The organism is Pseudomonas brassicacearum (genome assembly GCF_003732265.1).
Classification (GTDB): Bacteria; Pseudomonadota; Gammaproteobacteria; order Pseudomonadales; family Pseudomonadaceae; genus Aquipseudomonas; species Aquipseudomonas brassicacearum_D.
This window is the reverse complement of record NZ_MOBK01000004.1, coordinates 250,654-274,674: the sequence shown is the minus strand read 5'-3', so window position 1 is coordinate 274,674 and position 24,021 is coordinate 250,654. Positions and strand designations below refer to the sequence as shown.

General features: G+C 58.8%; 26 protein-coding genes. 14 read left to right on the top strand and 12 right to left on the bottom strand.

Annotation, left to right across the window (positions count from 1 at the left end; all coding sequences use genetic code 11):
• Nucleotides 1–8: 8 nt before the first annotated feature.
• Nucleotides 9–1,946: a DUF7844 domain-containing protein gene (locus tag BK660_RS10940; protein WP_473087011.1), complete on the top strand. Its 1,938-nt coding sequence runs from the start codon at nt 9–11 to the stop codon at nt 1,944–1,946.
• A 56-nt stretch (nt 1,947–2,002) separates the two neighbouring features.
• Here BK660_RS10940 and BK660_RS10935 read toward each other — a convergent pair whose 3' ends face one another.
• From BK660_RS10935 to trpB, 3 genes are all read right to left on the bottom strand, one after another.
• Nucleotides 2,003–2,458: an anti-virulence regulator CigR family protein gene (locus BK660_RS10935; RefSeq protein ID WP_123433321.1), complete on the bottom strand. Its 456-nt coding sequence runs from the start codon at nt 2,456–2,458 to the stop codon at nt 2,003–2,005.
• Between the two features lie 121 nt (nt 2,459–2,579).
• Nucleotides 2,580–3,392, bottom strand: a complete 813-nt coding sequence (trpA, locus tag BK660_RS10930) for a tryptophan synthase subunit alpha (RefSeq protein ID WP_123433320.1) — start codon at nt 3,390–3,392, stop codon at nt 2,580–2,582.
• A complete protein-coding gene (trpB, locus tag BK660_RS10925) occupies nt 3,392–4,612 on the bottom strand; it encodes a tryptophan synthase subunit beta (RefSeq protein WP_123433319.1) in 1,221 nt (406 codons plus the stop codon). The genes trpA and trpB overlap by 1 nt, the downstream gene beginning before the upstream one ends.
• A 111-nt stretch (nt 4,613–4,723) precedes the next feature.
• Between trpB and BK660_RS10920 the strand changes: the two genes are divergently transcribed.
• Nucleotides 4,724–5,617, top strand: a complete 894-nt coding sequence (locus BK660_RS10920) for a LysR family transcriptional regulator (RefSeq protein WP_123433318.1) — start codon at nt 4,724–4,726, stop codon at nt 5,615–5,617.
• Here BK660_RS10920 and BK660_RS10915 read toward each other — a convergent pair.
• Nucleotides 5,614–5,940: an ElaB/YgaM/YqjD family protein gene (locus tag BK660_RS10915; RefSeq protein ID WP_123433317.1), complete on the bottom strand. Its 327-nt coding sequence runs from the start codon at nt 5,938–5,940 to the stop codon at nt 5,614–5,616. The genes BK660_RS10920 and BK660_RS10915 overlap by 4 nt on opposite strands.
• Before the next feature lie 155 nt (nt 5,941–6,095).
• On the opposite strand from BK660_RS10915, the gene BK660_RS10910 reads away from it, so the two are divergent.
• Nucleotides 6,096–6,311, top strand: a complete 216-nt coding sequence (locus tag BK660_RS10910; RefSeq protein WP_123433316.1) for a dodecin — start codon at nt 6,096–6,098, stop codon at nt 6,309–6,311.
• A 123-nt stretch (nt 6,312–6,434) separates the two neighbouring features.
• Nucleotides 6,435–6,653 carry a DUF1161 domain-containing protein gene (locus BK660_RS10905; protein WP_123433315.1) on the top strand — a complete coding sequence of 73 codons (219 nt, stop codon included), beginning with the start codon at nt 6,435–6,437 and terminating at the stop codon, nt 6,651–6,653.
• A gap of 65 nt (nt 6,654–6,718) precedes the next feature.
• Here BK660_RS10905 and BK660_RS10900 read toward each other — a convergent pair whose 3' ends face one another.
• Nucleotides 6,719–7,720: an LLM class flavin-dependent oxidoreductase gene (locus tag BK660_RS10900; protein WP_123433314.1), complete on the bottom strand. Its 1,002-nt coding sequence runs from the start codon at nt 7,718–7,720 to the stop codon at nt 6,719–6,721.
• Nucleotides 7,721–7,964: 244 nt separating this feature from the next.
• Between BK660_RS10900 and BK660_RS10895 the strand changes: the two genes are divergently transcribed.
• Both BK660_RS10895 and BK660_RS10890 read left to right on the top strand, forming a co-directional pair.
• Entirely contained in the window at nt 7,965–8,396 is a 432-nt protein-coding gene (locus BK660_RS10895) for an OsmC family protein (RefSeq protein WP_123433313.1), read from the top strand.
• A 158-nt stretch (nt 8,397–8,554) separates the two neighbouring features.
• Nucleotides 8,555–8,788 (top strand): DUF1161 domain-containing protein, encoded by a 234-nt coding sequence (locus BK660_RS10890; protein WP_123433312.1) that lies wholly within the window; start codon nt 8,555–8,557, stop codon nt 8,786–8,788.
• A gap of 6 nt (nt 8,789–8,794) precedes the next feature.
• Here BK660_RS10890 and BK660_RS10885 read toward each other — a convergent pair whose 3' ends face one another.
• Nucleotides 8,795–9,217: a PA0061/PA0062 family lipoprotein gene (locus BK660_RS10885; RefSeq protein ID WP_123433341.1), complete on the bottom strand. Its 423-nt coding sequence runs from the start codon at nt 9,215–9,217 to the stop codon at nt 8,795–8,797.
• Nucleotides 9,218–9,258: 41 nt separating this feature from the next.
• Nucleotides 9,259–9,681: a PA0061/PA0062 family lipoprotein gene (locus BK660_RS10880; RefSeq protein WP_123433311.1), complete on the bottom strand. Its 423-nt coding sequence runs from the start codon at nt 9,679–9,681 to the stop codon at nt 9,259–9,261.
• A gap of 60 nt (nt 9,682–9,741) precedes the next feature.
• Between BK660_RS10880 and BK660_RS10875 the strand changes: the two genes are divergently transcribed.
• Nucleotides 9,742–10,833: an aminopeptidase gene (locus tag BK660_RS10875; protein WP_123433310.1), complete on the top strand. Its 1,092-nt coding sequence runs from the start codon at nt 9,742–9,744 to the stop codon at nt 10,831–10,833.
• Between the two features lie 90 nt (nt 10,834–10,923).
• On the opposite strand, the gene BK660_RS10870 is transcribed toward BK660_RS10875, so the two are convergent.
• Both BK660_RS10870 and BK660_RS10865 read right to left on the bottom strand, forming a co-directional pair.
• On the bottom strand, nt 10,924–11,574 hold the full coding sequence (locus tag BK660_RS10870) for an HAD family hydrolase (protein WP_123433309.1): 651 nt from the start codon (nt 11,572–11,574) through the stop codon (nt 10,924–10,926).
• A gap of 29 nt (nt 11,575–11,603) precedes the next feature.
• Nucleotides 11,604–12,149 carry a gamma carbonic anhydrase family protein gene (locus BK660_RS10865; protein WP_123433308.1) on the bottom strand — a complete coding sequence of 182 codons (546 nt, stop codon included), beginning with the start codon at nt 12,147–12,149 and terminating at the stop codon, nt 11,604–11,606.
• Between the two features lie 62 nt (nt 12,150–12,211).
• On the opposite strand from BK660_RS10865, the gene prlC reads away from it, so the two are divergent.
• The 3 genes from prlC to BK660_RS10850 all read left to right on the top strand — a co-directional run bounded on the left by prlC (nt 12,212) and on the right by BK660_RS10850 (nt 16,729).
• A complete protein-coding gene (prlC, locus tag BK660_RS10860) occupies nt 12,212–14,290 on the top strand; it encodes an oligopeptidase A (RefSeq protein WP_185045055.1) in 2,079 nt (692 codons plus the stop codon).
• Entirely contained in the window at nt 14,287–14,574 is a 288-nt protein-coding gene (locus tag BK660_RS10855) for a YheV family putative zinc ribbon protein (protein WP_008152496.1), read from the top strand. The genes prlC and BK660_RS10855 overlap by 4 nt, the downstream gene beginning before the upstream one ends.
• Before the next feature lie 112 nt (nt 14,575–14,686).
• A complete protein-coding gene (locus tag BK660_RS10850; protein ID WP_123433307.1) occupies nt 14,687–16,729 on the top strand; it encodes a M3 family metallopeptidase in 2,043 nt (680 codons plus the stop codon).
• An 8-nt stretch (nt 16,730–16,737) separates the two neighbouring features.
• On the opposite strand, the gene BK660_RS10845 is transcribed toward BK660_RS10850, so the two are convergent.
• The gene (locus tag BK660_RS10845; protein ID WP_123433306.1) at nt 16,738–17,385 is read right to left on the bottom strand and encodes a phosphatase domain-containing protein; all 648 of its coding nucleotides are present in this window, start codon (nt 17,383–17,385) and stop codon (nt 16,738–16,740) included.
• A 230-nt stretch (nt 17,386–17,615) separates the two neighbouring features.
• Entirely contained in the window at nt 17,616–17,918 is a 303-nt protein-coding gene (locus BK660_RS10840) for a hypothetical protein (RefSeq protein WP_123433305.1), read from the bottom strand.
• A 194-nt stretch (nt 17,919–18,112) separates the two neighbouring features.
• Between BK660_RS10840 and BK660_RS10835 the strand changes: the two genes are divergently transcribed.
• From BK660_RS10835 to BK660_RS10825, 3 genes are all read left to right on the top strand, one after another.
• Complete coding sequence (locus BK660_RS10835) at nt 18,113–19,171, top strand: PA0069 family radical SAM protein (RefSeq protein ID WP_123433304.1); 1,059 nt, start codon at nt 18,113–18,115, stop codon at nt 19,169–19,171.
• Between the two features lie 243 nt (nt 19,172–19,414).
• On the top strand, nt 19,415–20,146 hold the full coding sequence (locus BK660_RS10830; RefSeq protein ID WP_123433303.1) for a carbonic anhydrase: 732 nt from the start codon (nt 19,415–19,417) through the stop codon (nt 20,144–20,146).
• An 88-nt stretch (nt 20,147–20,234) separates the two neighbouring features.
• Nucleotides 20,235–21,761 (top strand): SulP family inorganic anion transporter, encoded by a 1,527-nt coding sequence (locus tag BK660_RS10825; protein ID WP_123433302.1) that lies wholly within the window; start codon nt 20,235–20,237, stop codon nt 21,759–21,761.
• 60 nt (nt 21,762–21,821) lie between these two features.
• Here the strand turns inward: BK660_RS10825 and BK660_RS10820 are convergent, their stop codons facing one another.
• Nucleotides 21,822–22,472, bottom strand: coding sequence for a hypothetical protein (locus tag BK660_RS10820; protein ID WP_123433301.1), 651 nt, complete (start codon nt 22,470–22,472; stop codon nt 21,822–21,824).
• A 372-nt stretch (nt 22,473–22,844) separates the two neighbouring features.
• Between BK660_RS10820 and coxB the strand changes: the two genes are divergently transcribed.
• Entirely contained in the window at nt 22,845–23,972 is a 1,128-nt protein-coding gene (gene coxB / locus BK660_RS10815) for a cytochrome c oxidase subunit II (protein ID WP_123433300.1), read from the top strand.
• Nucleotides 23,973–24,021: the final 49 nt, after the last annotated feature.

Sequence of the window (24,021 nt, the reverse complement as noted above, 5' to 3'; positions counted from 1 at the left end):
CCGCCTGGATGGTGGGGGTCATGATGCTGCTCGGCAGCGCGGCCCACGCCAGCCTGCAACTACAGCTCAAGACTGAAGGCCTTAGCCCCGCACAACAGCAAGCCAGCCAGGCACTGCTCGATGAAGCCATGCAGGCGCTGCCGCCGCGGTTCATCGAGCAACTGGACCGGCGTATCGATGTCGGCTGGACCGATGACATGCCGAGCAACGCCTACGGCCAGGCGACGCTGGTGTCCGAACTCGATTTGAATCGCAACCTGCTCGCCAGTCTTACCGACGGCAGCGCCGCGACCAAGAAGACCAATCGCCCCCACGGCACCGTCCGCCGGGAAATGCTCGCCACGGTGTTACACGAACTCACCCACATTTACGACCGTTCGCGCTTGTGGCCGGATGCCGAGCGCAAACTGATTCAACACTGCACCCGACGCAGCAACAGCGCCGGACTCGTGGGTATTCCCGATCAGTGCCGTGGCCAGAATGATCGGCGCTTCACCCTCAGCGACGACCCGCGCCTGCTCGACCTCGCTGGCTGGCAACAATACGTCGGCCGTCGCGGTGAACGTGAACAGCACAACCGGCAGATCGCGCGCAGCCCGGACATCTACGAAACGGACAGCCCCAAAGAGTTTGTTGCGGTCAACATGGAGTACTTCCTCCTCGACCCGAGCTACGCCTGTCGCCGTCCGGCACTGTATCGCTACTACCAGGAACACTTCGGTTGGGCGCCAGCGGCCAAAGACTCCTGCGCCAAAACCTTCGCCTTCCTGAACGCCGGCAATGACTTTGCCAAAACACCCCTCGGGCAGGTTGATCCGGAACGGGTCTATGCCGTCGACTACCTGCTGGCCGAAGCCAATCAGAACTGGGTCAGTCGTTGGGGTCACAGCATGTTGCGGCTGGTGATCTGTGCGCCGGGACGACCACGAGGCCCCGACTGCCGTCTCGATCTGGACCAGCATCTGGTCTTGTCCTACCGCGCCTTCGTCGGTGACGTGCAGCTCTCGAGTTGGGACGGACTGGTCGGCAAATACCCCTCGCGCCTGTTCGTCCTGCCGCTCGCCCAAGTCATTGACGAGTACACCAAGACCGAACTGCGCAGCCTGGCTTCGGTGCCGCTGAACCTGTCGCGCAGCGAGATCGAAGATATGGTGGAACGTGCCGCCGAGATGCACTGGAGTTACGACGGCAACTACTTCTTCCTCTCCAACAATTGCGCGGTGGAAGAACTGAAACTGCTGCGAGGCGGCACCAACAACCCAAAACTGGTCGGGCTCGACAACATCATGCCCAACGGCTTGCTGGCGGTGCTGAAAGGCCGGGGACTGGCCGACACCAGCGTATTGGATGACCCACGCGAAGCACTGCGACTGGGCTATCGCTTCGATTCCTTCCGCGACCGCTATCAAGCCATGTTTGACGTGCTGAAGAAGCGCTTGCCGATTAAACAGGAAAAAGTCGAAGACTGGCTGGCATTGAAAGCGGTCGAGCGCCAGCAATGGTTCGAGCAGGCTGACCTGCGCACCAGCGCGGCATTGCTGTTGTTGGAACAAGCCGCCTTCCGCCAACAATTGCTGCTGGCCCAGGACGAAGTCAAGCAGCGCTACCTCGGCGCGCGGAATCTGGAAAACGGCGGCATGGACAAGGCCAATGCGACCCTGCAACAGCTCCTCGCCAATAGCGGCTACCTCAGTCGCCCGGCTGAACTGCTCGGCAGCGGCGGATACGGGTTGCCCCAACCGAGTGAATGGCAGCGCCTGGAATCGGAAAGCAGCCTGCGCCAAAAGCAGCTGCTGGTGCTGACGGGCGATTTGGACAAGGAAGTGCGAGCGCTGCTCGAACCGGAACGTGCAGCGGAAATGGCCGCCAATGAAGCCAATCTGAAGCAGGTTGGCGAACATCTACGCAAGCTGCACAAAGCAGCCGGCGGGTTGGAACTGCCATAAGAAAAAGGGCTTCGTGGATAAATCCGCGAAGCCCTTTTTTCTGCCTGCACGTTAGATCAAAGCACCCCTTCCAGAACTTCGTACACAATCCCGGTGCCGACGGCGATCAGCACAATGTCGCCACCTGCCCGGCGCCATTCGTACCCTGGGTAATACGGCAGGCGACCCAGTGCGCGATTGTCCAGACGCTCACCGTAATAGCCGTGAGGCAACGGCCGGCCGCGCTCCAGATGAATGCCTGGTGGTGGCGGCGCACCGCGCACAAAATACTCGTGATGTTCGTGGATCGTCTGACGCACTGGACCGAAGTCCCGCGGCGGAGGGCCACCGCGATGGTTGTCCTGATGATCCCGGTGATCATCACCATGATTGTAGCCATGGTTATCGTACTGGCCCTGTTGCGGGCCGCCGTGGTCGTGATCGTCGCGCTGATCGGCGCTCGCGTGCAGCAACGGGGTCGCGCTCAGCATCAGCGCGCCCAGGCTGGCAATCAGACGTATCGGCATTTTCATCGGGTCTTTCCTCACTGCACTTACAGCAAAAAGGGCTTCAGAACGTAGTCCTGAAGCCCTCGGTCTTGCTGTTTAGTCTGTGTCGCGAGGCGCTAATTCCTCTGTATCAGGAACTTTACCTTCAGCTGACGCGAGCCTTACGCACGCCTTCAGCCAGCGCCGCGCAAAGGCTCAGCACGCCATCAATCGCCTGATCCGGCGTCGACGCATTGGCGATGTGATCGATCAATGCCGAGCCCACCACAACACCGTCGGCCAGACGAGCAATGGAAGCCGCTTGCTCTGGAGTCCGAATGCCAAAACCGATGCTGATCGGCAAATCAGTGTGACGACGCAGACGGGCAACCGCCTCTTCAACATGTTCCAGCGTTGCCGCGCCTGCGCCGGTCACGCCGGCAACCGACACGTAGTAAACGAAACCGGAGCTGCCGTTCAGAACGGTCGGCAGGCGCACGTCATCGGTGGTCGGCGTGGTCAGACGAATGAAGTCCAGACCGGCTGCCTGAGCCGGGTCGCACAACTCGCCGTTATGTTCCGGCGGCAAGTCGACCACGATCAGGCCATCAACGCCGGCTGCCTTGGCGTCAGCAATGAAACGTGGCACGCCGTACATGTGGATCGGGTTGAAGTAACCCATCAACACCAGCGGCGTCTCCGTATTGCCTTCACGGAACTCGCGAACCATTTGCAGGGTTTTCGCCAGGTTCTGCTTGGCACCCAGGGCGCGGATGTTGGCCAACTGGATCGCCGGGCCGTCGGCCATTGGATCGGTGAAGGGCATGCCCAACTCGATCACATCGGCGCCCGCCGCGGGCAAGCCTTTAAGGATCGCCAGGGAAGTGTCGTAGCTCGGGTCGCCAGCGGTAACGAAGGTCACCAGGGCGGCGCGATTCTGTTCCTTGAGTTCGGCAAAGCGCGTTTGCAGGCGGCTCATCAGTGTTTCTCCTGCTTGGATTGTTCCATATGGTGCATCACGGTTTGCATGTCTTTGTCGCCACGGCCGGACAGGTTGACCACCATCAGGTGATCTTTCGGCAGGGTCGGTGCGCGTTTGAACACTTCAGCCAGGGCGTGGGCGCTTTCCAGTGCAGGAATGATCCCTTCCAGGCGGCAGCATTTGTGGAACGCATCGAGGGCTTCATCGTCGGTCACCGAGGTGTACTGAACGCGACCGATGTCATGCAACCACGCATGTTCCGGGCCGATGCCCGGGTAGTCGAGGCCGGCAGAAATCGAGTGGGCGTCGATGATCTGGCCATCGTCGTCCTGCAACAGGAAAGTACGGTTGCCGTGCAGCACGCCCGGTACGCCGCCGTTCAGGCTCGCCGCGTGCTTGCCGGTTTCGATGCCATAACCGGCGGCTTCAACACCAATGATCTCGACGCTCTTGTCGTCAAGGAACGGGTGGAACAGGCCCATGGCGTTGGAACCGCCGCCGATGCATGCCACCAGGCTGTCCGGCAGACGGCCTTCCTGGGCTTGCAACTGATCGCGGGTTTCCTTGCCGATCACGGACTGGAAGTCGCGAACCATGGCTGGATAAGGGTGTGGGCCGGCCACGGTGCCAATCAGATAGAAGGTGCTGTCGACGTTGGTTACCCAGTCACGCAGCGCTTCGTTCATCGCGTCTTTCAGGGTGCCGGTGCCGGCCACGACCGGGATCACTTCAGCGCCCAGCAGCTTCATGCGGAACACGTTGGCTTGCTGACGTTCGATGTCGGTGGTGCCCATGTAGATCACGCAGTCGAGACCGAAACGCGCCGCCACAGTGGCAGTCGCCACGCCGTGCATGCCCGCGCCGGTTTCGGCGATGATGCGTTTTTTGCCCATGCGCCGCGCCAGCAGGATCTGGCCGATGCAGTTGTTGATCTTATGCGCGCCGGTGTGGTTCAGCTCTTCGCGCTTGAGGTAAATCTTCGCGCCGCCGCAGAACTCGGTCAGGCGTTCGGCATAGTAGAGAGGACTTGGACGTCCGACATAGTCACGCTGGAAATAGGCCAATTCTTCTTTGAATGCCGGATCTTCCTTGGCCGCTTCGTATTCGCGGGCCAGGTCGAGGATCAACGGCATCAGGGTTTCGGCGACGTAGCGGCCGCCGAACGCGCCAAACAGGCCGTTGGCATCGGGGCCGTTGCGCAGATTAGTCTGAGTCATGGGTCGCTCCAGTTGAATGCGTGAAATGACAATGGGCTAACTCTACCCCTGACGCCCCGACCTGAAAACCGATAAGATCGCCGCAACCTGTCAGGAAAACTCACAGATCTCATGAGCCACGACCTTCCCCCGCTGAACGCCCTTCGCGCCTTCGAAGCCACTGCCCGCCTGAACAGCGTCAGTCAGGCCGCCGAACAGTTGCACGTTACCCATGGCGCGGTCAGCCGGCAGCTCAAGGTGCTCGAGGAACACCTCGGTGTCAGTCTGTTCGTCAAGGACGGTCGCGGCCTTAAACTCACAGATGCCGGCATTCGATTGCGCGACGCCAGCGGCGAAGCGTTCGAGCGGTTACGCACGGTGTGTGCAGAACTGACGCAAAGCACCGCCGATGCGCCCTTCGTGCTCGGTTGCTCGGGAAGTCTGCTCGCACGCTGGTTTATTCCCCGCCTGGGACGGCTGAATGCAGACCTGCCAGACCTGCGCCTGCACCTGTCCGCCGGCGAAGGCGATCTCGATCCACGTCGGCCGGGGCTCGATGCATTGCTGGTGTTTGCGGAACCGCCATGGCCTGCGGACATGCAGGTCTATGAGTTGACCAGCGAGCGGATCGGCCCGGTCATGAGCCCGCGATTCACCGGCTACGAAAGGTTGCAAGGCGCGCCGGCCACAGCGCTGCTTGACGAACCGTTGCTACACACCACCTCACGACCCCAGGCGTGGCCGAGTTGGGCGCAGCAAAGCGGCCTCGACGCCAAGGCGTTGAAGTACGGTCAGGGTTTTGAACATTTGTATTACTTGCTGGAAGCCGCAGTGGCCGGCCTGGGAGTGGCGATTGCACCGGAACCGCTGGTGGCCGAAGACGTGAAGGCCGGTCGCCTGGTTGCGCCATGGGGCTTCAGTGAAACCCCGGCGCAACTGGCGTTGTGGCTACCCAAGCGCGCTGCGGACGGGCGGGCTCGGCAACTGGCGCAGTGGCTCAAAAACGAACTGCACCCGGCGGATTAGTCGCCGCGTTTGCACAGCAGGTAGGCCGCAAGCAGACCCAATGCGCCCACGGCAACACCGGCCGTCGTCCAAGGGTGTTCCTGGGCGTAGTCCCGAGTGGCGATCCCGGTTTCACGGGTTTTGACTTTGACATCTTCGTACGCATCGCTGAGCAGGTGGCGCGAATGTTTCAGCGCACTTTCAGCGTTGGTTTTCAGGGTCTTGAGGGTTCTACGCGACTCGTCCGACGCATCGTCTTTGAGGCTTTCCAACGATTTCAGCAGACTCTCGATTTCGGCTTCCATGCTTTGCAATGAGGCTTTACGTAATGAAGTGTTGGCCATGGTGGCTCTCCTGCATTGATTGAGTGGCGTGTGTTGGTTGGGACTTCAGGGGTTGGAGAAAGTGCAGTAAATCTGCACGGCCCTTTCGGATTGGCCGACGCCAGTAAGACGAAAAATCACTGCTAGGCTGTAATTCACACCCAGAGGAGAACGCCATGACTGACCATCACACCTACAAAAAAGTCGAACTGGTCGGCTCGTCCACCACCAGCATTGAAGACGCCATCAATAACGCACTGGCTGAAGCCAACAAAAGCCTCAAGCACATGGAATGGTTTGAAGTGACCGAAACCCGCGGGCACATCAAGGACGGCAAGGCAGCGCACTTTCAGGTGACGCTTAAAGTCGGGTTCCGGATTGCCAGCAGCTGAGTTTGAGCTAGTCTTCTGAACTTGCGCGCTGGCCGAGTGCCATAGGGAATGGCAAAGCGCTACATGTGTGCATCCGGCAGATGGCTGGATGCCCCCTATTGATCCGACCAGGGAGTGCGACCGATGAAGAAGTTTATGTTGGCAGTAGGTTTGTTGAGCCTTGCAGGTACTGCGTTTGCTGACGGCAAGTCGTGCGAAGAGCTCAAAGCCGAAATCGCTGCGAAGCTGGATGCCAAAGGCGTTGCCGGTTATTCACTGGAAATAGCTGATAAAGGCGCTGCCGACGGGAAGGTCGTCGGCACCTGTGAAAAAGGCACCAAGGTCATCGTCTACAAAAAGTAGCTTGATCGCGCTTTAAATGAAAAAGCCGACGCAATGCGTCGGCTTTTTTATAGCCGTTTCAAACGTCAGCCCTTCATGACCTGCGCCAGCAGCTCATAGGAGTGGATACGGTCGGCGTGCTCATACAGGTCGCAGGTGAAAATCAGCTCGTCGGCTTGAGTCTGTTCAACCAGCACATCCAGCTTGGCGCGGATTTTCTGCGGGCTGCCCACCATGGCCAGACCGAGGAAATCACTGACCGCTTCGCGCTCATGCGGCAGCCACAATCCGTCCATGGTTTTCACTGGCGGACGCTGCACCAGGCTCTGTCCACGCATCAACGCGAGAATCCGTTGATAAACCGACGTCGCCAGATAATCGGCCTGCTCATCGGTATCCGCCGCCACCAGCGGCACGCCGAGCATCACGTAGGGTTTATCCAGTACCGCTGAAGGCTTGAAGTGATTGCGGTAGACGCGAATCGCCTCGTGCATGAAGCGCGGTGCGAAATGGGAAGCGAAGGCGTAGGGCAAACCGCGCTCGCCGGCCAGTTGTGCACTGAACAGGCTGGAGCCCAGCAGCCAGATCGGGACATTGGTGCCGGTGCCGGGCATGGCGATGATCCGCTGGTCCGGGGTGCGTGGGCCGAGGTAACGCATCAGTTCGGCCACGTCTTCCGGGAATTCATCGGCGCTGCCGGAGCGTTCGCGGCGCAGCGCGCGGGCGGTCATTTGATCGGAACCGGGCGCGCGGCCCAGGCCCAGGTCAATACGCCCGGGGTACAGGCTTTCCAAGGTGCCAAACTGCTCGGCGATCACCAGCGGCGCGTGGTTAGGCAGCATCACGCCACCCGAACCGACCCGAATGGTCGAGGTGCCACCTGCCAGATAGCCCAGCAACACCGACGTCGCCGAGCTGGCGATGCCGTCCATGTTGTGGTGTTCGGCGACCCAGAAGCGGTTGTAGCCGAATTTTTCGACGTGTTGCGCCAGGTCCAGGGAGTTGCGCAGCGACTGGGCCGCGCTGCCGTTTTCGCGCACGGGCACCAGATCAAGGGTCGAGAACTTGATGTCGGACAGTCGTTTCATAAACCTGCTTCTCCAATTGAGGTCGCAGGTTTTTTCTCGTAAACGAAAACCTGCCGAATCCATAAGCGTGTTTCATCAATAAGGGCATATACCCGAGTTTCAATAGCCAAGGCAAAAAAACCTACGAAAACGGTAGGACTTAACCAGATCGGGTGAACTTTGCACCGCCGACTATCCTCAGAACCCTTAGCAACCGAAAACCACGAAGGCGCGACGCTCGTGCCGGGAACTTGAGGAGGCAGATATGGCTATTACGAAGAAAGCATCGGCTCATTGGGAAGGTGACCTGAAAACCGGCATCGGCTCGATCTCCACTGAAACCGGCGTACTCAGAGAAGCACCTTACGGCTTCAAGGCGCGCTTCGAAGGCGGCAAGGGCACCAATCCGGAAGAGCTGATCGGCGCGGCTCACGCCGGCTGTTTCTCCATGGCGTTTTCAATGATTCTGGGCGATGCCGGTCTCAAGGCTGACAGCATCGATACTAATGCAGAAGTCACCCTGGACCAGGTGGACGGCGGTTTTGCGATCACGGCCGTGAAGTTGATCCTCAAGGCGAAAATTCCTGGGGCGACTCAGGCGCAATTCGAAGAATTGAGCAACAAGGCCAAAGAAGGCTGCCCGGTTTCCAAAGTGTTGAATGCGAAAATCAGTCTGGATGCGACGCTGCTCGGCTGAGCACAGCGTTTCGCAGTCATCGATAAAAGATCGCAGCCTCAGGCAGGCTGCGGTCTTTTTTTGCGCCCGGACAAAACCTGACCCGCGAAAATGTGGTCGAATAAATGACAGCAGTGAAAGCGCATTACCCTGCGCGCTGCTTCAAAGGAGCTTCAACCATGAAACGTTTTGCCTTGGCGGTTATCTGTTGCGCACTGGCCACATCAGCCCTTGCCGCACCGAAATCCTGTGAAGAATTGAAGGCCGAAATCGAAGCCAAGATTCAGGCCAACAACGTCTCGTCCTACACCCTGGAAATCGTCACCAACGATGAAGTGCACGACAAGAACATGGTCGTGGGCTCATGCGAATACGGCACCAAGAAAATTATCTATCAAAAAAACGACCGCTGATTAGCCTCACATCAGGCAATAGGACTCACTGTCTTCAGCGACGATCTCGCGCTTGGCGTTGTACAGCCGGGCGCCGGGCGTAAACACTATCGACTGGCCGACCAGCACATAACGCTGACCGGCTTCGAAATGATCGTACTTTATGGTCAGGTAGCACAGCCGCTCCGATGGACCGTCCATGAGTCCCATACCGCCCCCACCGGGGATTTCAAAGTCGAATCGAACGAGCAACACGTGGCTGCCGGGCATGACCTGAAAAAAACGCCCGTCATTCAACCGCTGATTGTCCAGTCGTTCGGCCATCAACAACTTGTCGTTGGGGAATGGCGTCGAGAAATCGACCCAGGCCATCTGCGGATTAACCGCCGGCAACGGGCTCTGACAGCCAGCAACCACACTGGCGGCGAGCAACAGCATCAACCTGCGCATGATGAATGTCCCACTGATTCGGACATTCAGCATAACGCTGATCAGGTGTGTTGGCAGCCTGCCGGTGTGCCTTGGCCAATCACTTTTCGCTGCTGGTCATAGAGTTTTGCCCACGGCCGAAAACCGATGTTCCCCGCTTGCAGCTGATAACGCTCACCGGCGTTGAAGTCGCTGAATTTCACATTCAGCTGGCAGTCACGCCATAGCGGCTCGGCATCCGGGCCGATATTGGTCGGCTGGACCGCGAATTGGTAGCGCACCGTCAGCTCATGACTACCGGGCTGCACCTGGAAATAGCGCTTGTCGCTGGAGGTTTTGTTATCGACTTCCACCGCTTGCAGCGCCGTGTCTTGCTGTTTTGATTCCAGGTCAATCCACGCTTGCGCCGGATCGTGGTGAGGGAATCCGAATCCAGCACAGCCCGTCAGCAACAACAGGCCCCCCGTCAGCATCAACTTGTGCATAGCGCAGCTCCAGTCAGGCGGGATAGTCTTGCGGGCAGACTTTCCAGGGATGATTTTATTTTGATCAGGCCGTATCCAAGCCTTGGGTTACTTGATCGCGTTTTGCGCGTTTTGTTTCCGGGTGTGATGCTTTTGTTGCTCAACGGTTGCACCAGCGTCAGCTATTACGGTCAATTGGCCAGTGGCCAGCTGCAATTGCTGCGGGCCCGCGAGCCGGTTGCCGAGGTGATTGCCGACCCCTCCCGCGATCAAAAACTTCGTTCGCATCTGGCCCAGTCGCAAAAAGCCCGCACGTTCGCCAGTGAGCACCTGCACCTGCCGGACAACCAAAGCTATCGCCTGTATGCCGACATTGGTCGGCCGTACGTAGTCTGGAATGTCTTCGTCACCCCGGAATTTTCCCTGAAGCCGCAAAACCATTGCTTCCCGATCGCCGGCTGCGTCGCCTATCGCGGTTACTACAGCCAGAGCGCCGCCCGAGGCGAGGCCGCCGTGCAGCGCCTGCAAGGTATGGACGTTTCGATTGGCGGTGTCGAGGCGTACTCGACGCTTGGCTGGTTCAACGATCCGATCATCAGCTCAATGATGGGCTGGGGCGACGAACGGCTGGCGACCCTGATTTTCCATGAGCTGGCGCATCAGCGTGTTTATGTGAAGGACGACACGGAGTTCAACGAGTCTTTCGCCAGCTTCGTCGAGCAGGAAGGCACGCGCCAGTGGCGTGCAACCCGCGGCCTGGGACCGGACAACGGCGCACAGGTGCAGCGCCGGGATCAATTCACGCAACTGGTGCTGGACACTCGCACACGCCTTGAAACGCTTTACGCCCTGCCCTTGCCGGCGGAGCAGATGCGCCAGCGCAAGGCTGCGGAGTTCGAGCGACTGCGTAGCGAATATCGGCAGTTACGTGACCGCCAATGGGCGGGGGACAGACGCTATGACGCCTGGGTCAACGCGCCGATGAACAATGCCCGGCTGTTGCCGTTTGGGTTGTATGACCAATGGGTACCGGGGTTTGCGGCGTTGTTTCGGCAGGAGGGTGGGGATTGGGTGAGGTTTTATGCGGCGGTCGAGAAGCTCGGAGCTTTGCCGGTTGGGGAGCGGAAGGTGGCGTTGAAAGTTTTGGCAGAATCTAAAATTTTCGCAGGTTGAGCGGTCCTCTTCGCGAGCAGGCTCGCTCCTACATTGGACCTGTGTTCAAAAATCCCATGTGGGAGCGAGCCTGCTCGCGAATGGATTTGATCAGCGCTGCAAAAACGCCTGATGCATCTCGTCCAGCGTTTCAAAGTGATAGGTCGGCGCCTCAGCGCTCAACTCTTCCCGACTGCCAAACCCATAACCCACAGCCGCCGAGTCCAGCCCATTACTGCGCGCACCGATCAGGTCATGCTTACGATCGCCAATCATCAGGGTATGGGCAGGATCCAGCCCTTCCTCATCCATCAAATGCGCAATCAACTCGACCTTATTCGTCCGCGTGCCGTCCAGCTCGCTGCCGTAAATCACCTTGAAGTGCTTGGCGAAGTCAAAGTGCCGGGCAATTTCCCGGGCGAACACCCATGGCTTGGACGTCGCGATGTACAACTGTCGCCCTTGACCGCCCAAGGTTTCCAGCAGCGGGGTGACGCCGTCGAACACACGGTTCTCGTAGAGGCCGGTAACCTTGAAGCGTTCGCGATAGAAATTCACCGCTTCCCAGGCCTTGGGCTCATCGAAGTCATAAAACTGCATGAACGCCTGCAACAACGGCGGGCCGATGAAGTGTTCCAGCTTGGTCAGGTCAGGCTCATCGATGCCCAATTTGCTCAGGGCAAACTGGATCGAACGCGTGATGCCCTCGCGCGGGTCGGTCAGGGTGCCATCGAGGTCGAATAAAACGGTTCGGTAGTGCATGAATAATCCTGGGCAATAACGCGGCGGAGTCAGAGCTGGTCGTAACCTTCAGCCAGATGCAGATCCTTGAGCTTCGCGTAATTCGCCGCGCTGTAGGTGAAAAAGGCTTTTTCCTTGTCGGTCAGCGGGCGGATCTGTTTCACCGGGCTGCCCACATACAGGAAACCGCTTTCCAGGCGTTTGCCCGGCGGCACCAGGCTGCCAGCTCCGATGATCACTTCATCCTCGACCACCGCACCGTCCATGACGATGCTGCCCATGCCGATCAGAACCCGACTGCCCACGCTGCACCCGTGCAGCATGACTTTATGCGCGATGGTCACATCGTCGCCGATCAGCAACGGAAAGCCATCGGGATTGAACGGGCCGGCATGGGTGATGTGCAGCACGCAGCCGTCCTGAACACTGGTGCGCGCGCCGATGCGGATGCGGTGCATGTCGCCGCGGATCACTGTCAGCGGCCAGACAGAGCTGTCTTCGCCGATTTCAACGTCGCCGATTACCACCGCCGATCCGTCGACAAAAGCGCCTTTGCCCAGCAGCGGCGTGTGGTTCTGGTACTTGCGAAGGTTCACGATAGGGTTTCTCTCTGTTGCTGATAGCTGCGGTGAGCGTCGATTGTAATTAAGATGGCCGCATGTTTCTTCCAGCCAAGGTGCCAACCGTGAGCGTGAACAACCCTCTTTTGCAGTCCTACGACCTGCCGCCGTTCTCGGCGATCCGCGCCGAACACGTGCAACCGGCCATTGAACAGATCCTGGCTGACAACCGCGCTGCCATTATCGAGATCCTCAAGACCCAGGGCAAACAACCGACCTGGGCCGGCCTGGTGCTGGCGATGGACGAGCTCAATGATCGCCTGGGCGCCGCCTGGAGCCCGGTCAGCCACTTGAATGCCGTGTGCAATAGCGCTGAATTGCGTGAAGCCTACGAATCCTGCCTCCCGGCCTTGAGCGCCTACTCCACCGAGCTGGGCCAGAACCGCGAACTGTTCGAAGCCTTTGAAGCCCTGGCCAACAGCCCGGAAGCCGCCGGTTTCGATGTGGCGCAGAAAACTATCCTGGAACACTCCCTGCGCGACTTCCGTCTGTCGGGTATTGATCTGCCGGAAGCCGAGCAAAAGCGTTACGCCGAAGTGCAGAGCAAGCTCTCGGAACTGGGCAGCCGCTTCTCCAACCAACTGCTCGACGCCACTCAGGCCTGGACCAAACACGTCACCGATGAAGCCACCCTCGCCGGCCTGACCGATTCGTCCAAGGCGCAAATGGCCGCCGCCGCACAGGCCAAGGGCCTGGAAGGCTTTCTGATCACCCTGGAATTCCCGAGCTACTACGCGGTGATGACTTACGCCCACGACCGCGCCCTGCGCGAAGAAGTCTACGCCGCCTACTGCACCCGTGCGTCGGACCAGGGCCCGAATGCCGGTCAGAATGACAACGGCCCGGTCATGGAAGAAATCCTCGACCTGCGTCAGGAACTGGCCAGACTGCTCGGCTTCGCCAGCTTCTCCGAATTGAGCCTGGCCACCAAAATGGCCGAGTCCAGCGATCAGGTGCTCAGCTTCCTGCGCGACCTGGCCAAGCGCAGCAAGCCATTTGCCGCACAGGACCTGGAACAGCTCAAAGCCTACGCCGCCGAACAAGGCTGCCCGGACCTGCAAAGCTGGGACAGCGGTTTCTACGGCGAAAAACTTCGCGAGCAGCGTTACAGCGTTGCCCAGGAAGCGCTTCGCGCCTACTTCCCGATCGACAAAGTATTGGGCGGCCTGTTCGCCATCGTGCAACGTCTGTACGGCATCGAGATTGCCGAACAGAAAGGCTTCGACACCTGGCACCCGGACGTTCGCCTGTTCGAAATCAAGGAAAACGGCCAGCACGTCGGCCGCTTCTTCTTCGACCTCTATGCCCGCGCCAACAAGCGCGGTGGTGCGTGGATGGACGGCGCACGCGACCGTCGCCGCACCGCTGAAGGCGTGTTGCAAAACCCGGTGGCCAACCTGGTGTGCAACTTCACCCCGGCCGACAGCGGCAAGCCTGCGCTGCTGACCCACGATGAAGTCACCACCCTGTTCCACGAGTTCGGTCACGGCCTGCATCACCTGCTGACCCGCGTCGAACACGCCGGCGTTTCCGGCATCAACGGCGTGGCCTGGGATGCGGTCGAGCTGCCGAGCCAGTTCATGGAAAACTGGTGCTGGGAGCCGGAAGGCCTGGCGCTGATCTCCGGTCACTACGAAACCGGCGAGCCACTGCCTCAGGACCTGCTGCAGAAAATGCTCGCGGCGAAAAACTTCCAGTCTGGCTTGATGATGGTGCGTCAGCTGGAGTTCTCGCTATTCGACTTCGAACTGCACGCCACCCACGGCGATGGCCGCAGCGTGGCGCAAGTGCTGGAAGGCGTGCGTGACGAGGTGTCGGTCATGCGTCCACCGGCCTACAACCGTTTCCCGAACAGCTTTGCGCACATCTTCGCCGGTGGTTACGCGGCGGGTTACTACAGCTACAAATGGGCGGAAGTGCTGTCGGCCGACGCGTTCTCGAAGTTTGAAGAAGACGGCGTGCTCAATGCCCAGACCGGTCGAGCGTTCCGCGAAGCCATCCTGGCGCGCGGTGGTTCCCAGGAGCCGATGGTGCTGTTCGTCGACTTCCGTGGCCGTGCGCCATCGATTGACGCACTGTTGCGCCACAGCGGCCTGAGTGAGGACGCGGCAGCATGAGCGAGGGACCTGTGATTACCAAAAAACGCTTTATCGCCGGGGCGGTCTGCCCGGCATGCAGCGAGCCGGACAAGCTGATGATGTGGAACGAAGACGAAGTCCCGCACCGCGAGTGCGTGGCCTGCGGTTATTCCGACACATTGAATGAACAAGGTCTGTCCGTGCCCAAGGAATTGGGCACGCGGGTCAATACGTCGGCCCTGAAAGTGCCGGACGCCAAGGTTCAGGCCGTGCAGTTTTTCCCGAACCCCAAACTGAAGAAAAAGCCTGACGAGCAACACTGAGTCAACACCACCTTCCCCTTGTTTAAGGGTGGAAGGTGGTATTTATCTACCGCACCTGCACCGCGCTTCCTGCTTAGGCTGAACCCTTCAGTCGCCATTCAAGTAGGACGCCATGCCTGATACCAACCCCCTTTTGCAACACTGGGACCTCCCGCCGTGGTCAGCCATCCGCGCTGAACATCTGGTGCCAGCCATCGAAACAATCATTGCTGACAACCGTCGGATCATTGCTGAAATAACGGCCAGCCAATCCGCTCTCCCGACTTGGGATGATCTGGTGCTGGCCATTGATGACCTCGATGCGCGCCTGGATGAAGCCATGGGTATCATCGAAACCCTTGTGTCGGTCAAACACGACGACAACACATGGGACGCTGCGAGTCTGCAGTGTGGCGAAGCCATGGCGCATTACAAAACGGAGAAGATGGGTCATCGCGCGCTTTGGCGAGCCTACCGAAATCTCGCGCAAAGTCCTGCCGCTCAGAATTACGATGACGCGCGCAAAGCGGTACTGAGCAAAATTCTGCGCGAGTTTCACTTGGCAGGAATCGAGTTGTCCGTCGAGCAGCACCGGGAGCTGACGCAGCTGAACCTCGAAATCGGCCTGTTCGAACGTTTGTTCTTGAGCAATCTGCAAAGCGCCAGTACGGCCTGGAGCAAGCAGATCGACGACGTCACGCAGCTCAATGGCTTGACCCAGGCAACTCAGGATCGCCTTGCGCTCAATGCCCGGCAGGCAGGGCAGTCAGGCTGGCTGATCCATCTGGACCAGGACACCTGTCATCGAATCATGACCTATGCCGAAAATCGTGCACTTCGCGAAGAGTATTTTGTCGCCTACTCCACTCGAGCTTCCGATCAAGGTCCTGACGCCGGGCAATTCGATAATGATCCAGTGCTTGAGCGCCTATTGTCCCTTCGTCACGAGAAAGCCCGGTTGCTCGGGTATGAAAACTTTGCGCATCTGAACCTCGCAACAGAGATGGCGGAGTCCACGACGCAAATCAGCGCGTTCCTGCGTCGACAGGTGACACAGGTGATACCTGCGCTTGCGCAGGACACACAGGCGCTCAAAACATTTGCGCTGGAGCGCGGCATCGGTGAAGTCCGCGCCTGGGACCACGAGTTTCTTGCCGAACAGTTCCGCCAGCAACATCTCGGTGGTGGCTTGAACAGCCTGCGTGATTATTTTCCGCTGGACGGCACATTGCGGCGGCTCTGCCTGTTCTGTGAACGCATGTTTGACATCCAGATCGTCGAGCAGACAACGTTCAGTCAATGGCATGACAGCGTGCGCCTCTTCGAAGTCAGCGAGCATGGGCAGGTGATCGGGCACATCTACCTTGATCCTTTCCACCGAGAGGAGGCTGCGGACTATGCCTGGACCGCCACCCGCCGCAATCGACGGGTAAACGCCGAGGGTCGACTGACGCGGCCAATCGCTGTGCTCCATGGAAACTTCACACCTGGCGTCGACAAGCATCCCTGCCTGCTCGCGCACCAGGATCTGAGGGTACTTTTCCATGAGTTCGGTCATTGCTTGCAACACGTTCTGACGCGTTCGCCTCACCATAGCCTTTCCGGCATTTCCCAACTGGGGCGCGATAGCGCGGAATTTGCCGGTCAACTGTTCGAGCTTTGGTGCCTGTCAGGCGAATTCCTGTTGTGGCTGGCGGCTCATTATCAAACCGGTGAGCGCTTGAGCGAGGAGCGAATCGATAAAGCGCTGGCCGCTGTTCAAACACAGACCAGCCGGCAAACAGCCAGCCTGTTGATGGGCGCCTTGCTCGACTTCGAATTGCACCGCTGCCGGGGTGATGGCCGTAGCATTCAGCAAGTGTTCGAGGATGTTCAGCGCGAGATTCCCGACCTGCAACTGCCGTCGTACAGCCGGTTCGCCAATGGGTTCGATTACATGGTGACCGGTTACGCGGCCTCGGTTTACGCCTACCAGTGGTCGGGCGTGCTGGCGACCGAAGCGTTCAAACGGTTTCAACTGGATTGGGTCTTTAACCCGCAAACAGGCAAGGCTTTTCGTGAAGTATTTTTTTCACCGGGCGACTCACGCTCGCTGCTGACCGCCCTGAAAGAGTTCCTTGGAGGGACAGTCACCGACGACGTTTTTGCGTTGTTGCCAGAAGCCATTGCCCGCTAAACCCACGGTTACTCGATATGGGCCGATTTGAACCAACTCTTCATCGAACACGTGGCGAACGGGCTGGTGCTGCAATCGCCGTTGGCCAATGCGGTGCGCAGTTTGTCGACGTCGGCCTGCATCATGTAACGCACGCCATCCTTGAAATGGGTACTGTCGCCAAAGCCGCCCTGGGTCATTTCGTTCAGCGCGTCTTCCTTGCTCCAACCCTGGATCACGACCCGGTACATCGCCGCCATCAACCCCGTACGATCCGACCCGTGCTTGCAGTGCATCAGCACCGGGCCGTGGGACTCGGCCGTCTGAATGGCACGAAGCGCCGTAAGTACGTCCGCGTCATCTACGTGATTGGTGCGGTAGGGCAACTGGACCTGGGTGATCCCTGGTGTCGACAGCCAGTTTTTATCCGACTCGGGCAGGAAATTGATCACGGTTCCCACCTTCAGTTTTTCGAGCAATGGAATGGCGCCGCGATCAGGCAATGCGCTGCGGTAGAGCGTCGGGGACATTCGAAAGAGGTTGTATTGCACCTCGACCGATTGAGCCCACTCTGCCGGGCGGGGTGAAGCGCTGTCATCCGCGTGGGCCAGGGTCAGGTTGAAAAGTGCAGCCATTGACAGCAGAAACGTCGCAGGCAAGAGGCGCAGTCGGGACATGCTCGGACAACCCTGTTGAATAAGTACTGCATAGCTTCTGCTGTGAGCAGTCAAAGACCTGTGAGCCATCCGTCAAAGAATCGTGAATTGAACAGCGGCCCCCGGTTTCTTCTTAATGGCTATGAATTTCACTCATAAAAAACGACACGGATGAGTTCCGTGTCGCTTTAGAAGCAATCAATGAATGATTGGTTTATCACTAGTTATTGATTGCAGAAGATAAGTTTCAGTCAAGGATTGATAATCTTTGCATATGCCTTCGCCAACGCAATCAAAACAACTTTGTCTTGCGCGTCGATCGCACCATCTCCGTTGACATCCGGGGTGTTGCCCATGGTAAAGGTGACGCCGCCATCCTTCGACACGGCCTCACGGGTGCTGGTATCCAGCAGAGAATAGGTGAGCGCACGGTTTTCAGGATCATACCCCTCTTCCTTTAACGCAAACTGCATGGAAACCCGAACTTCTTTTGGACTAACGATAGAAGGCGCCTGTAGTTGCAAAAACACGCCGCGCTGATTGTAGCCTGACATTTATTAAATCCTTTTAATAGTGAGAACACGACAACTTCGTGTGCAACGAAGAATACTGACAACAGCGAATAAAGTGCCACGCACTTTATGTTTCTCATAATGACGAAGCTCGAAAGTTGTCAGGTGCCGAACGGCACTGGCCGATGGCGCGAAGGCCGTATACTGTATGCACATACAGCTAAAGGATCTTATCGATGGCTACCCCCTTGCCACCTCGCGGTCGCGGCACCGCCACCAACCCGCACAACCGCTTCGCGCCGAATTGTTCGGTGGTCGAGGATGACGGCTGGTATCAGGAAGCGCCGGTCACCCAAGGCACCGAGGTGCGCATCGAAACGGCGAAAACCATCATCACCCGTAACAACTCGCCGGACTTGCCCTTCGATCGCTCGATCAATCCCTATCGCGGCTGCGAGCATGGCTGCATCTATTGCTATGCGCGGCCCAGCCACGCCTATTGGGACATGTCGCCGGGACTGGATTTCGAAACCAGATTGATCGCCAAGACCAACGCCGCCGACGTGCTGGAAGAACAGCTGAGCAAACGCGGCTATCAATGTGCGCCGATCAACCTCGGTTCCAACACCGATCCGTATCAACCCATCGAGCGCGAGCACAAAATCACCCGTAAAATCCTCGAAGTGCTGCTGCGCTACCGTCATCCGGTGACGATCATCACCAAAGGCTCGCTGATTCTTCGTGACCTGGACCTGCTGGCCGAACTCGCCCGGCAACGGCTGGTAGCGGTGATGATCAGCCTCACCACCCTGGACGATGAGCTCAAACGCATCCTCGAACCGCGTGCTGCTGCACCCAAGGCCCGGTTGCGGGCGATCCGCGTGATGCGTGAAGCGGGTATTCCGGTTGGCGTGTTGTGCTCGCCGATGATTCCGATGATCAACGACAGCGAACTCGAGAGCCTGTTGACCGAGGCCCATGCCGCCGGTGCGCAAAGTGCGGCCTATATGATGTTGCGCCTGCCACTGGAAGTTGCGCCGCTGTTTGAAGAGTGGCTGGCGGCCCACTATCCGCAGCGTGCTGCTCATGTGTTGAGTCTGATCCGCCAGAGCCGTGGCGGGGAACTCTATGACAGCCGGTTTGGCGCGCGGATGCGCGGCGAAGGGCCATTTGCCGACCTGCTGGCGCAACGGTTTGCCAAAACCATCAAGCGCCTGGGGCTCAATCGCCGGGAAGGTTTTGATCTGGACTGTGAAGCCTTCTGTCCGCCGGGTCGCCAGATGTCGTTGATTTGAGGACAATTGGCCTATGGTGAGTAGTGGGAAACGCACGGCGCATTCAGGCTGGTCACGTTTTTTGTGACCTGGAACACACGTTCTAGAGCGTTTCATTCAGTTTGAGTTAAGTTTCGGCCGCTACCTTGTTCATCGAGTGACTGACGGGTCGGATTTTGCGACCTGGATGTTTTTTAAGCAGCCACTGGCTTCACACCGGACAAAACGGGACACTTCCCTGACTCCGCCTATGAGGATGAATTCATGAGTGACAAGGATAAACAGCCGTTGGCTGCGTCGGCTTCAGCCCAACCCGAGGCGGAAACCGCCGATGCAGCGCTGCAGCATATCGTTGACGGCTTTTTGCATTTTCATCACGAGGTCTTTCCACAGCAGGAAGAACTCTTCAAAAAACTCGCCACGGCCCAAAGCCCCCGGGCGATGTTCATCGCCTGCGCCGACTCGCGCATCGTTCCTGAACTGATCACCCAAAGCGCTCCAGGCGATCTGTTCGTGACCCGTAACGTCGGCAACGTTGTGCCGCCTTACGGGCAAATGAACGGTGGTGTTTCCACCGCCATCGAGTACGCGGTCCTGGCCCTGGGCGTGCAACACATCATCATTTGCGGGCACTCCGACTGCGGCGCAATGCGCGCGGTACTCAATCCGCAAAGCCTGGAAAAAATGCCGACGGTCAAAGCCTGGCTGCGTCACGCCGAAGTGGCGAAAACCATGGTCCAGGAAAACTGCCATTGCGCTGACGAAAACGAAAGCATGCACATCCTCACCGAAGAGAATGTGATCGCTCAGCTACAGCATTTACGCACGCATCCATCGGTGGCCTCGCGCATGGCCAACGGTCAGCTGTTTATCCATGGCTGGGTCTACAGCATCGATACCAGCGAAATCAAAGCGTACGACGCGGACCAGGGGTGTTTCCTGCCGCTCGATGGCAGCCATCCGATTCCGGTGGCAACGCCCAAAGCGCGTTTCTAACCCCTCCTAAATCCCCGTGTGGTTGAGTCGAGGCTGCTGATTTAGCAGCCCGGCTTCGCCATGCCTGAAAAATGTCGGGAGCTTCAATATGCGTGCTGCGCAACTTAGAGCTGTTTTGCCACGGGAGCTGCTGGCCTCGGTGGTTGTATTTCTGGTCGCCCTGCCCTTGTGCATGGGCATCGCCATCGCTTCGGGGTTGCCGCCCGCCAAGGGCTTGATCACCGGGATCATCGGCGGTCTGGTCGTGGGCTGGCTGGCCGGTTCTCCGCTGCAAGTCAGCGGCCCGGCGGCGGGCTTGGCGGTTCTGGTGTTCGAACTGGTGCGCCAGCACGGCATCGCCATGCTCGGGCCGATTCTGCTGCTGGCGGGGTTCCTGCAATTGGTGGCCGGGCGCCTGAAGCTCGGCTGCTGGTTTCGGGTCACGGCGCCAGCGGTGGTGTACGGCATGCTCGCCGGGATTGGCGTGCTGATTGTGCTGTCGCAGGTGCACGTCATGCTCGACGGGGTGCCCAAGCCTTCCGGGCTGGATAACCTGGCGGCCTTCCCAGCCGCGTTGATGCAAGCCCTGCCGTCGCTCGGCTGGCAAGCCGGGTTGCTCGGGTTGTCGACGATGGCGGTGATGTGGCTGTGGGAAAAATTCCGGCCTCATTCGTTGCGCTTCGTTCCGGGGGCGCTGTTGGGCGTAGGGCTGGCGACGGTCACCAGCCTGATGCTCGCGTTGCAAGTCAAACGCGTGGAAGTCCCCGCCAACCTGGCCGAGGCCATCGATTGGCTGAAACCCGCTGACTTGCTCAATCTGGCGGACCCGACGCTGTTGGTCGCCGCGTTCGCCGTGGCGTTTATCGCCAGCGCCGAAACCCTGCTGTCCGCCGCTGCGGTAGACCGCATGCACAGCGGCCAGCGATCCGACTTCGACCGGGAATTGTCGGCGCAAGGCGTGGGCAACATGCTCTGCGGTCTACTCGGTGCATTACCGATGACGGGCGTGATCGTACGCAGTTCGGCCAACGTCCAGGCCGGTGCTACCACGCGACTGTCGGCCATCTTCCATGGTCTGTGGCTACTGGCGTTCGTGTTGTTGCTGTCGAGCGTGCTGCAAAGTATTCCGGTGGCGAGCCTGGCGGGTGTGCTGGTTTACACCGGCTTCAAACTGGTCGACCTCAAGGCCTTTCGCGGCCTGGGCCGTTATGGCCGGATGCCGATGTTCACCTACGCGGCGACTGCGCTGGCGATCATTTTTACTGACTTGCTCACGGGTGTGTTGATTGGCTTCGGCCTGACGCTGGCCAAACTTGCCTGGAAGGCTTCACGACTGAAAATCAGCCTGATCGATCTGCCGGCGGATGGCGAAATGGAATTGCGACTGACCGGCGCAGCGACCTTTCTCAAGGTGCCGGCGCTGACCCAGGTGCTGGGCACCATTCCCGCCGGTGCGATGGTGCATGTGCCGCTCAATAATCTGAGCTACATCGATCACTCGTGTCTGGAGTTGCTGGAGGAATGGGGTCGGGCGAATGCGGCCAAGGGTTCGACGCTGATTATTGAAGCGCGGGGGTTGAAGCGCAGGTTGGAGGGGCGGTTGCGCACGACCACCAGAATGGGTTCGGCTGTATAGAAAACAATGTGGGAGCGAGCAGGCTCGCTCCCACAGGGGGACAGTGTTGACTCTAAAGGATCAAGCCGCCGGCTGATCCAGCTCCAGGCTTAAGCCCAAACGGCGCGACATGCACGGCCAGCGTTTCCACGCGGCACCGGTATCCGGGCTGCTGAGTTTCTCGCGGTACGCTTCCACCGATTCCAAGGCAAAGCTCTGGTCGTCGAGCATCTCGTCCAGGGCGTGATGCACCACTTCGTCCAGTTGGTTGGCAAACTCCTCACCGATCAATTGGTGGGCAATCAGGTTGGCGACAGTCATGTCCAAGGGGATCAATGGCTGGCCCAGATGCTTGATGTACAGGTCGTTGACCTCTTCGACAAAACGGTGTGCCAGATAGGCTTCATCCAGCAGGCTGTCGAGCCCGACGTGACCGTTCATGATGTCCGGCGGCTGAAGGAAGTACTGTTCGGCAATGTTCAGCACCGGTTTGATCTGTGACTCGATACCGGCTTCCCTGGCCACTTCATTGGCTGCTTCCAGCAGATCAGGTACTTCGTCGATGTAGGCAGCGACAAAACGGGACAGCACGCCATTGGCGTCCGCCTCTGGCAATTGGATCGAAGGGTGCAGATGAGGCAGTTTGCTTTCCAGCTGACGCGTCAGCAGGCCGGTCTCGGCTTCATGTGTTTGGGCTTTTTGGATCTGCTCGCGCAATGCGGCGGTGTTCATGAAAACTCCAGGAAACAAAGGCAATGAAATAGGGAAGACATAACTTAGCTGCCTTATGAAAAATGCTAAGACGCATTTGTCATAATTGTTTCATCCTTGAGACGCCTCCGTTATATCGATTTGCCACCACTCGTCTGCATCCTTCTCCATTCGTGCCCTTGAACGCAAGTCCCACCTGTTTCAGATCATTTACGCCATCACATTGCGAGGTCGCAGTCGCTGTCTATACTCGGGTTGGAAATGGAGTTAGCTGATGACGCCCGACTGCACACGCAGCAAGGCCCGGCGATTCAAGTTCGTAGTCTGAAAAAGCCGCTCCCTTGCCGCAGGTGAAAGCCGGCGGGATAACAAGAACGATAAGGGGAACCCGCAATGATGCGACATCCACACGTCTGGATGGGCCTCCTGTTGTGGTCGATTTTCAGTCAGGCGCAAGCCGCCTGGACTGTGAATATGGCGCCGGGAGCGACTGAAATCAGTCACGCAGTATTTGACCTGCACATGACCATTTTCTGGATCTGTGTAGTGATCGGCATCATCGTCTTCGGCGCCATGTTCTGGTCGATGATGGTCCACCGCCGCTCGACCGGGCAGGTGGCAGCAAAATTTCATGAAAGCACTACCGTCGAAATCCTCTGGACCATCGTGCCCTTCCTGATTCTGGTGGCCATGGCGGTTCCTGCGACGGCCACCCTGATCAAGATGTATGACGCCAGTGAGCCGGATATCGACATCCAGGTCACCGGCTATCAGTGGAAGTGGCACTACAAGTACCTGGGCCAGGACGTCGAGTTCTTCAGCAACCTGACCACCCCCGCCGACCAGATCCACAACAAGGAAACCAAGGGCGAGCACTACTTGCTCGAGGTCGACAAGCCGCTGGTGTTGCCGATTGGCGCGAAGGTGCGCTTCCTGGTGACCTCCGCCGACGTCATCCACTCCTGGTGGGTCCCGGCCTTCGCGGTCAAGCGCGATGCGATCCCGGGGTTCGTCAACGAAGCCTGGACCCGTATCGACAAGCCCGGCATCTACCGCGGCCAATGCGCCGAGTTGTGCGGCAAGGATCACGGCTTCATGCCGATTGTGGTCGAGGTCAAGGAAAAGGCCGATTACGAAAAATGGCTCGCTGACCGCAAGGCTGAAGCCCTGCAGCTCAAGGAGCTGACCAGCAAGGAATGGACCCTGGACGAGCTCAAGGAACGCGGCGACAAGATCTATCACACCACCTGCGTCGCCTGTCACCAGGCCGAAGGTCAGGGCCTGCCACCGATGTTCCCGGCACTCAAGGGCTCGAAAATCGCCACCGGACCGAAAGAAGGTCACCTGAGCATTGTCTTCCACGGCAAGCCCGGCACCGCCATGGCGGCATTCGGCAAGCAGCTCTCGGAAGTCGATATCGCGGCGGTCGTGACCTACGAACGTAACGCCTGGGGCAACAACAAAGGCGACATGGTCACTCCTAAAGAAGTACTGGAGCTGAAACAGGCGGAAAGCAAATGACCCGGTCTATTGCGCGTGTAAGGAACCGGTCGGGGCAGCGCGCCCCGGC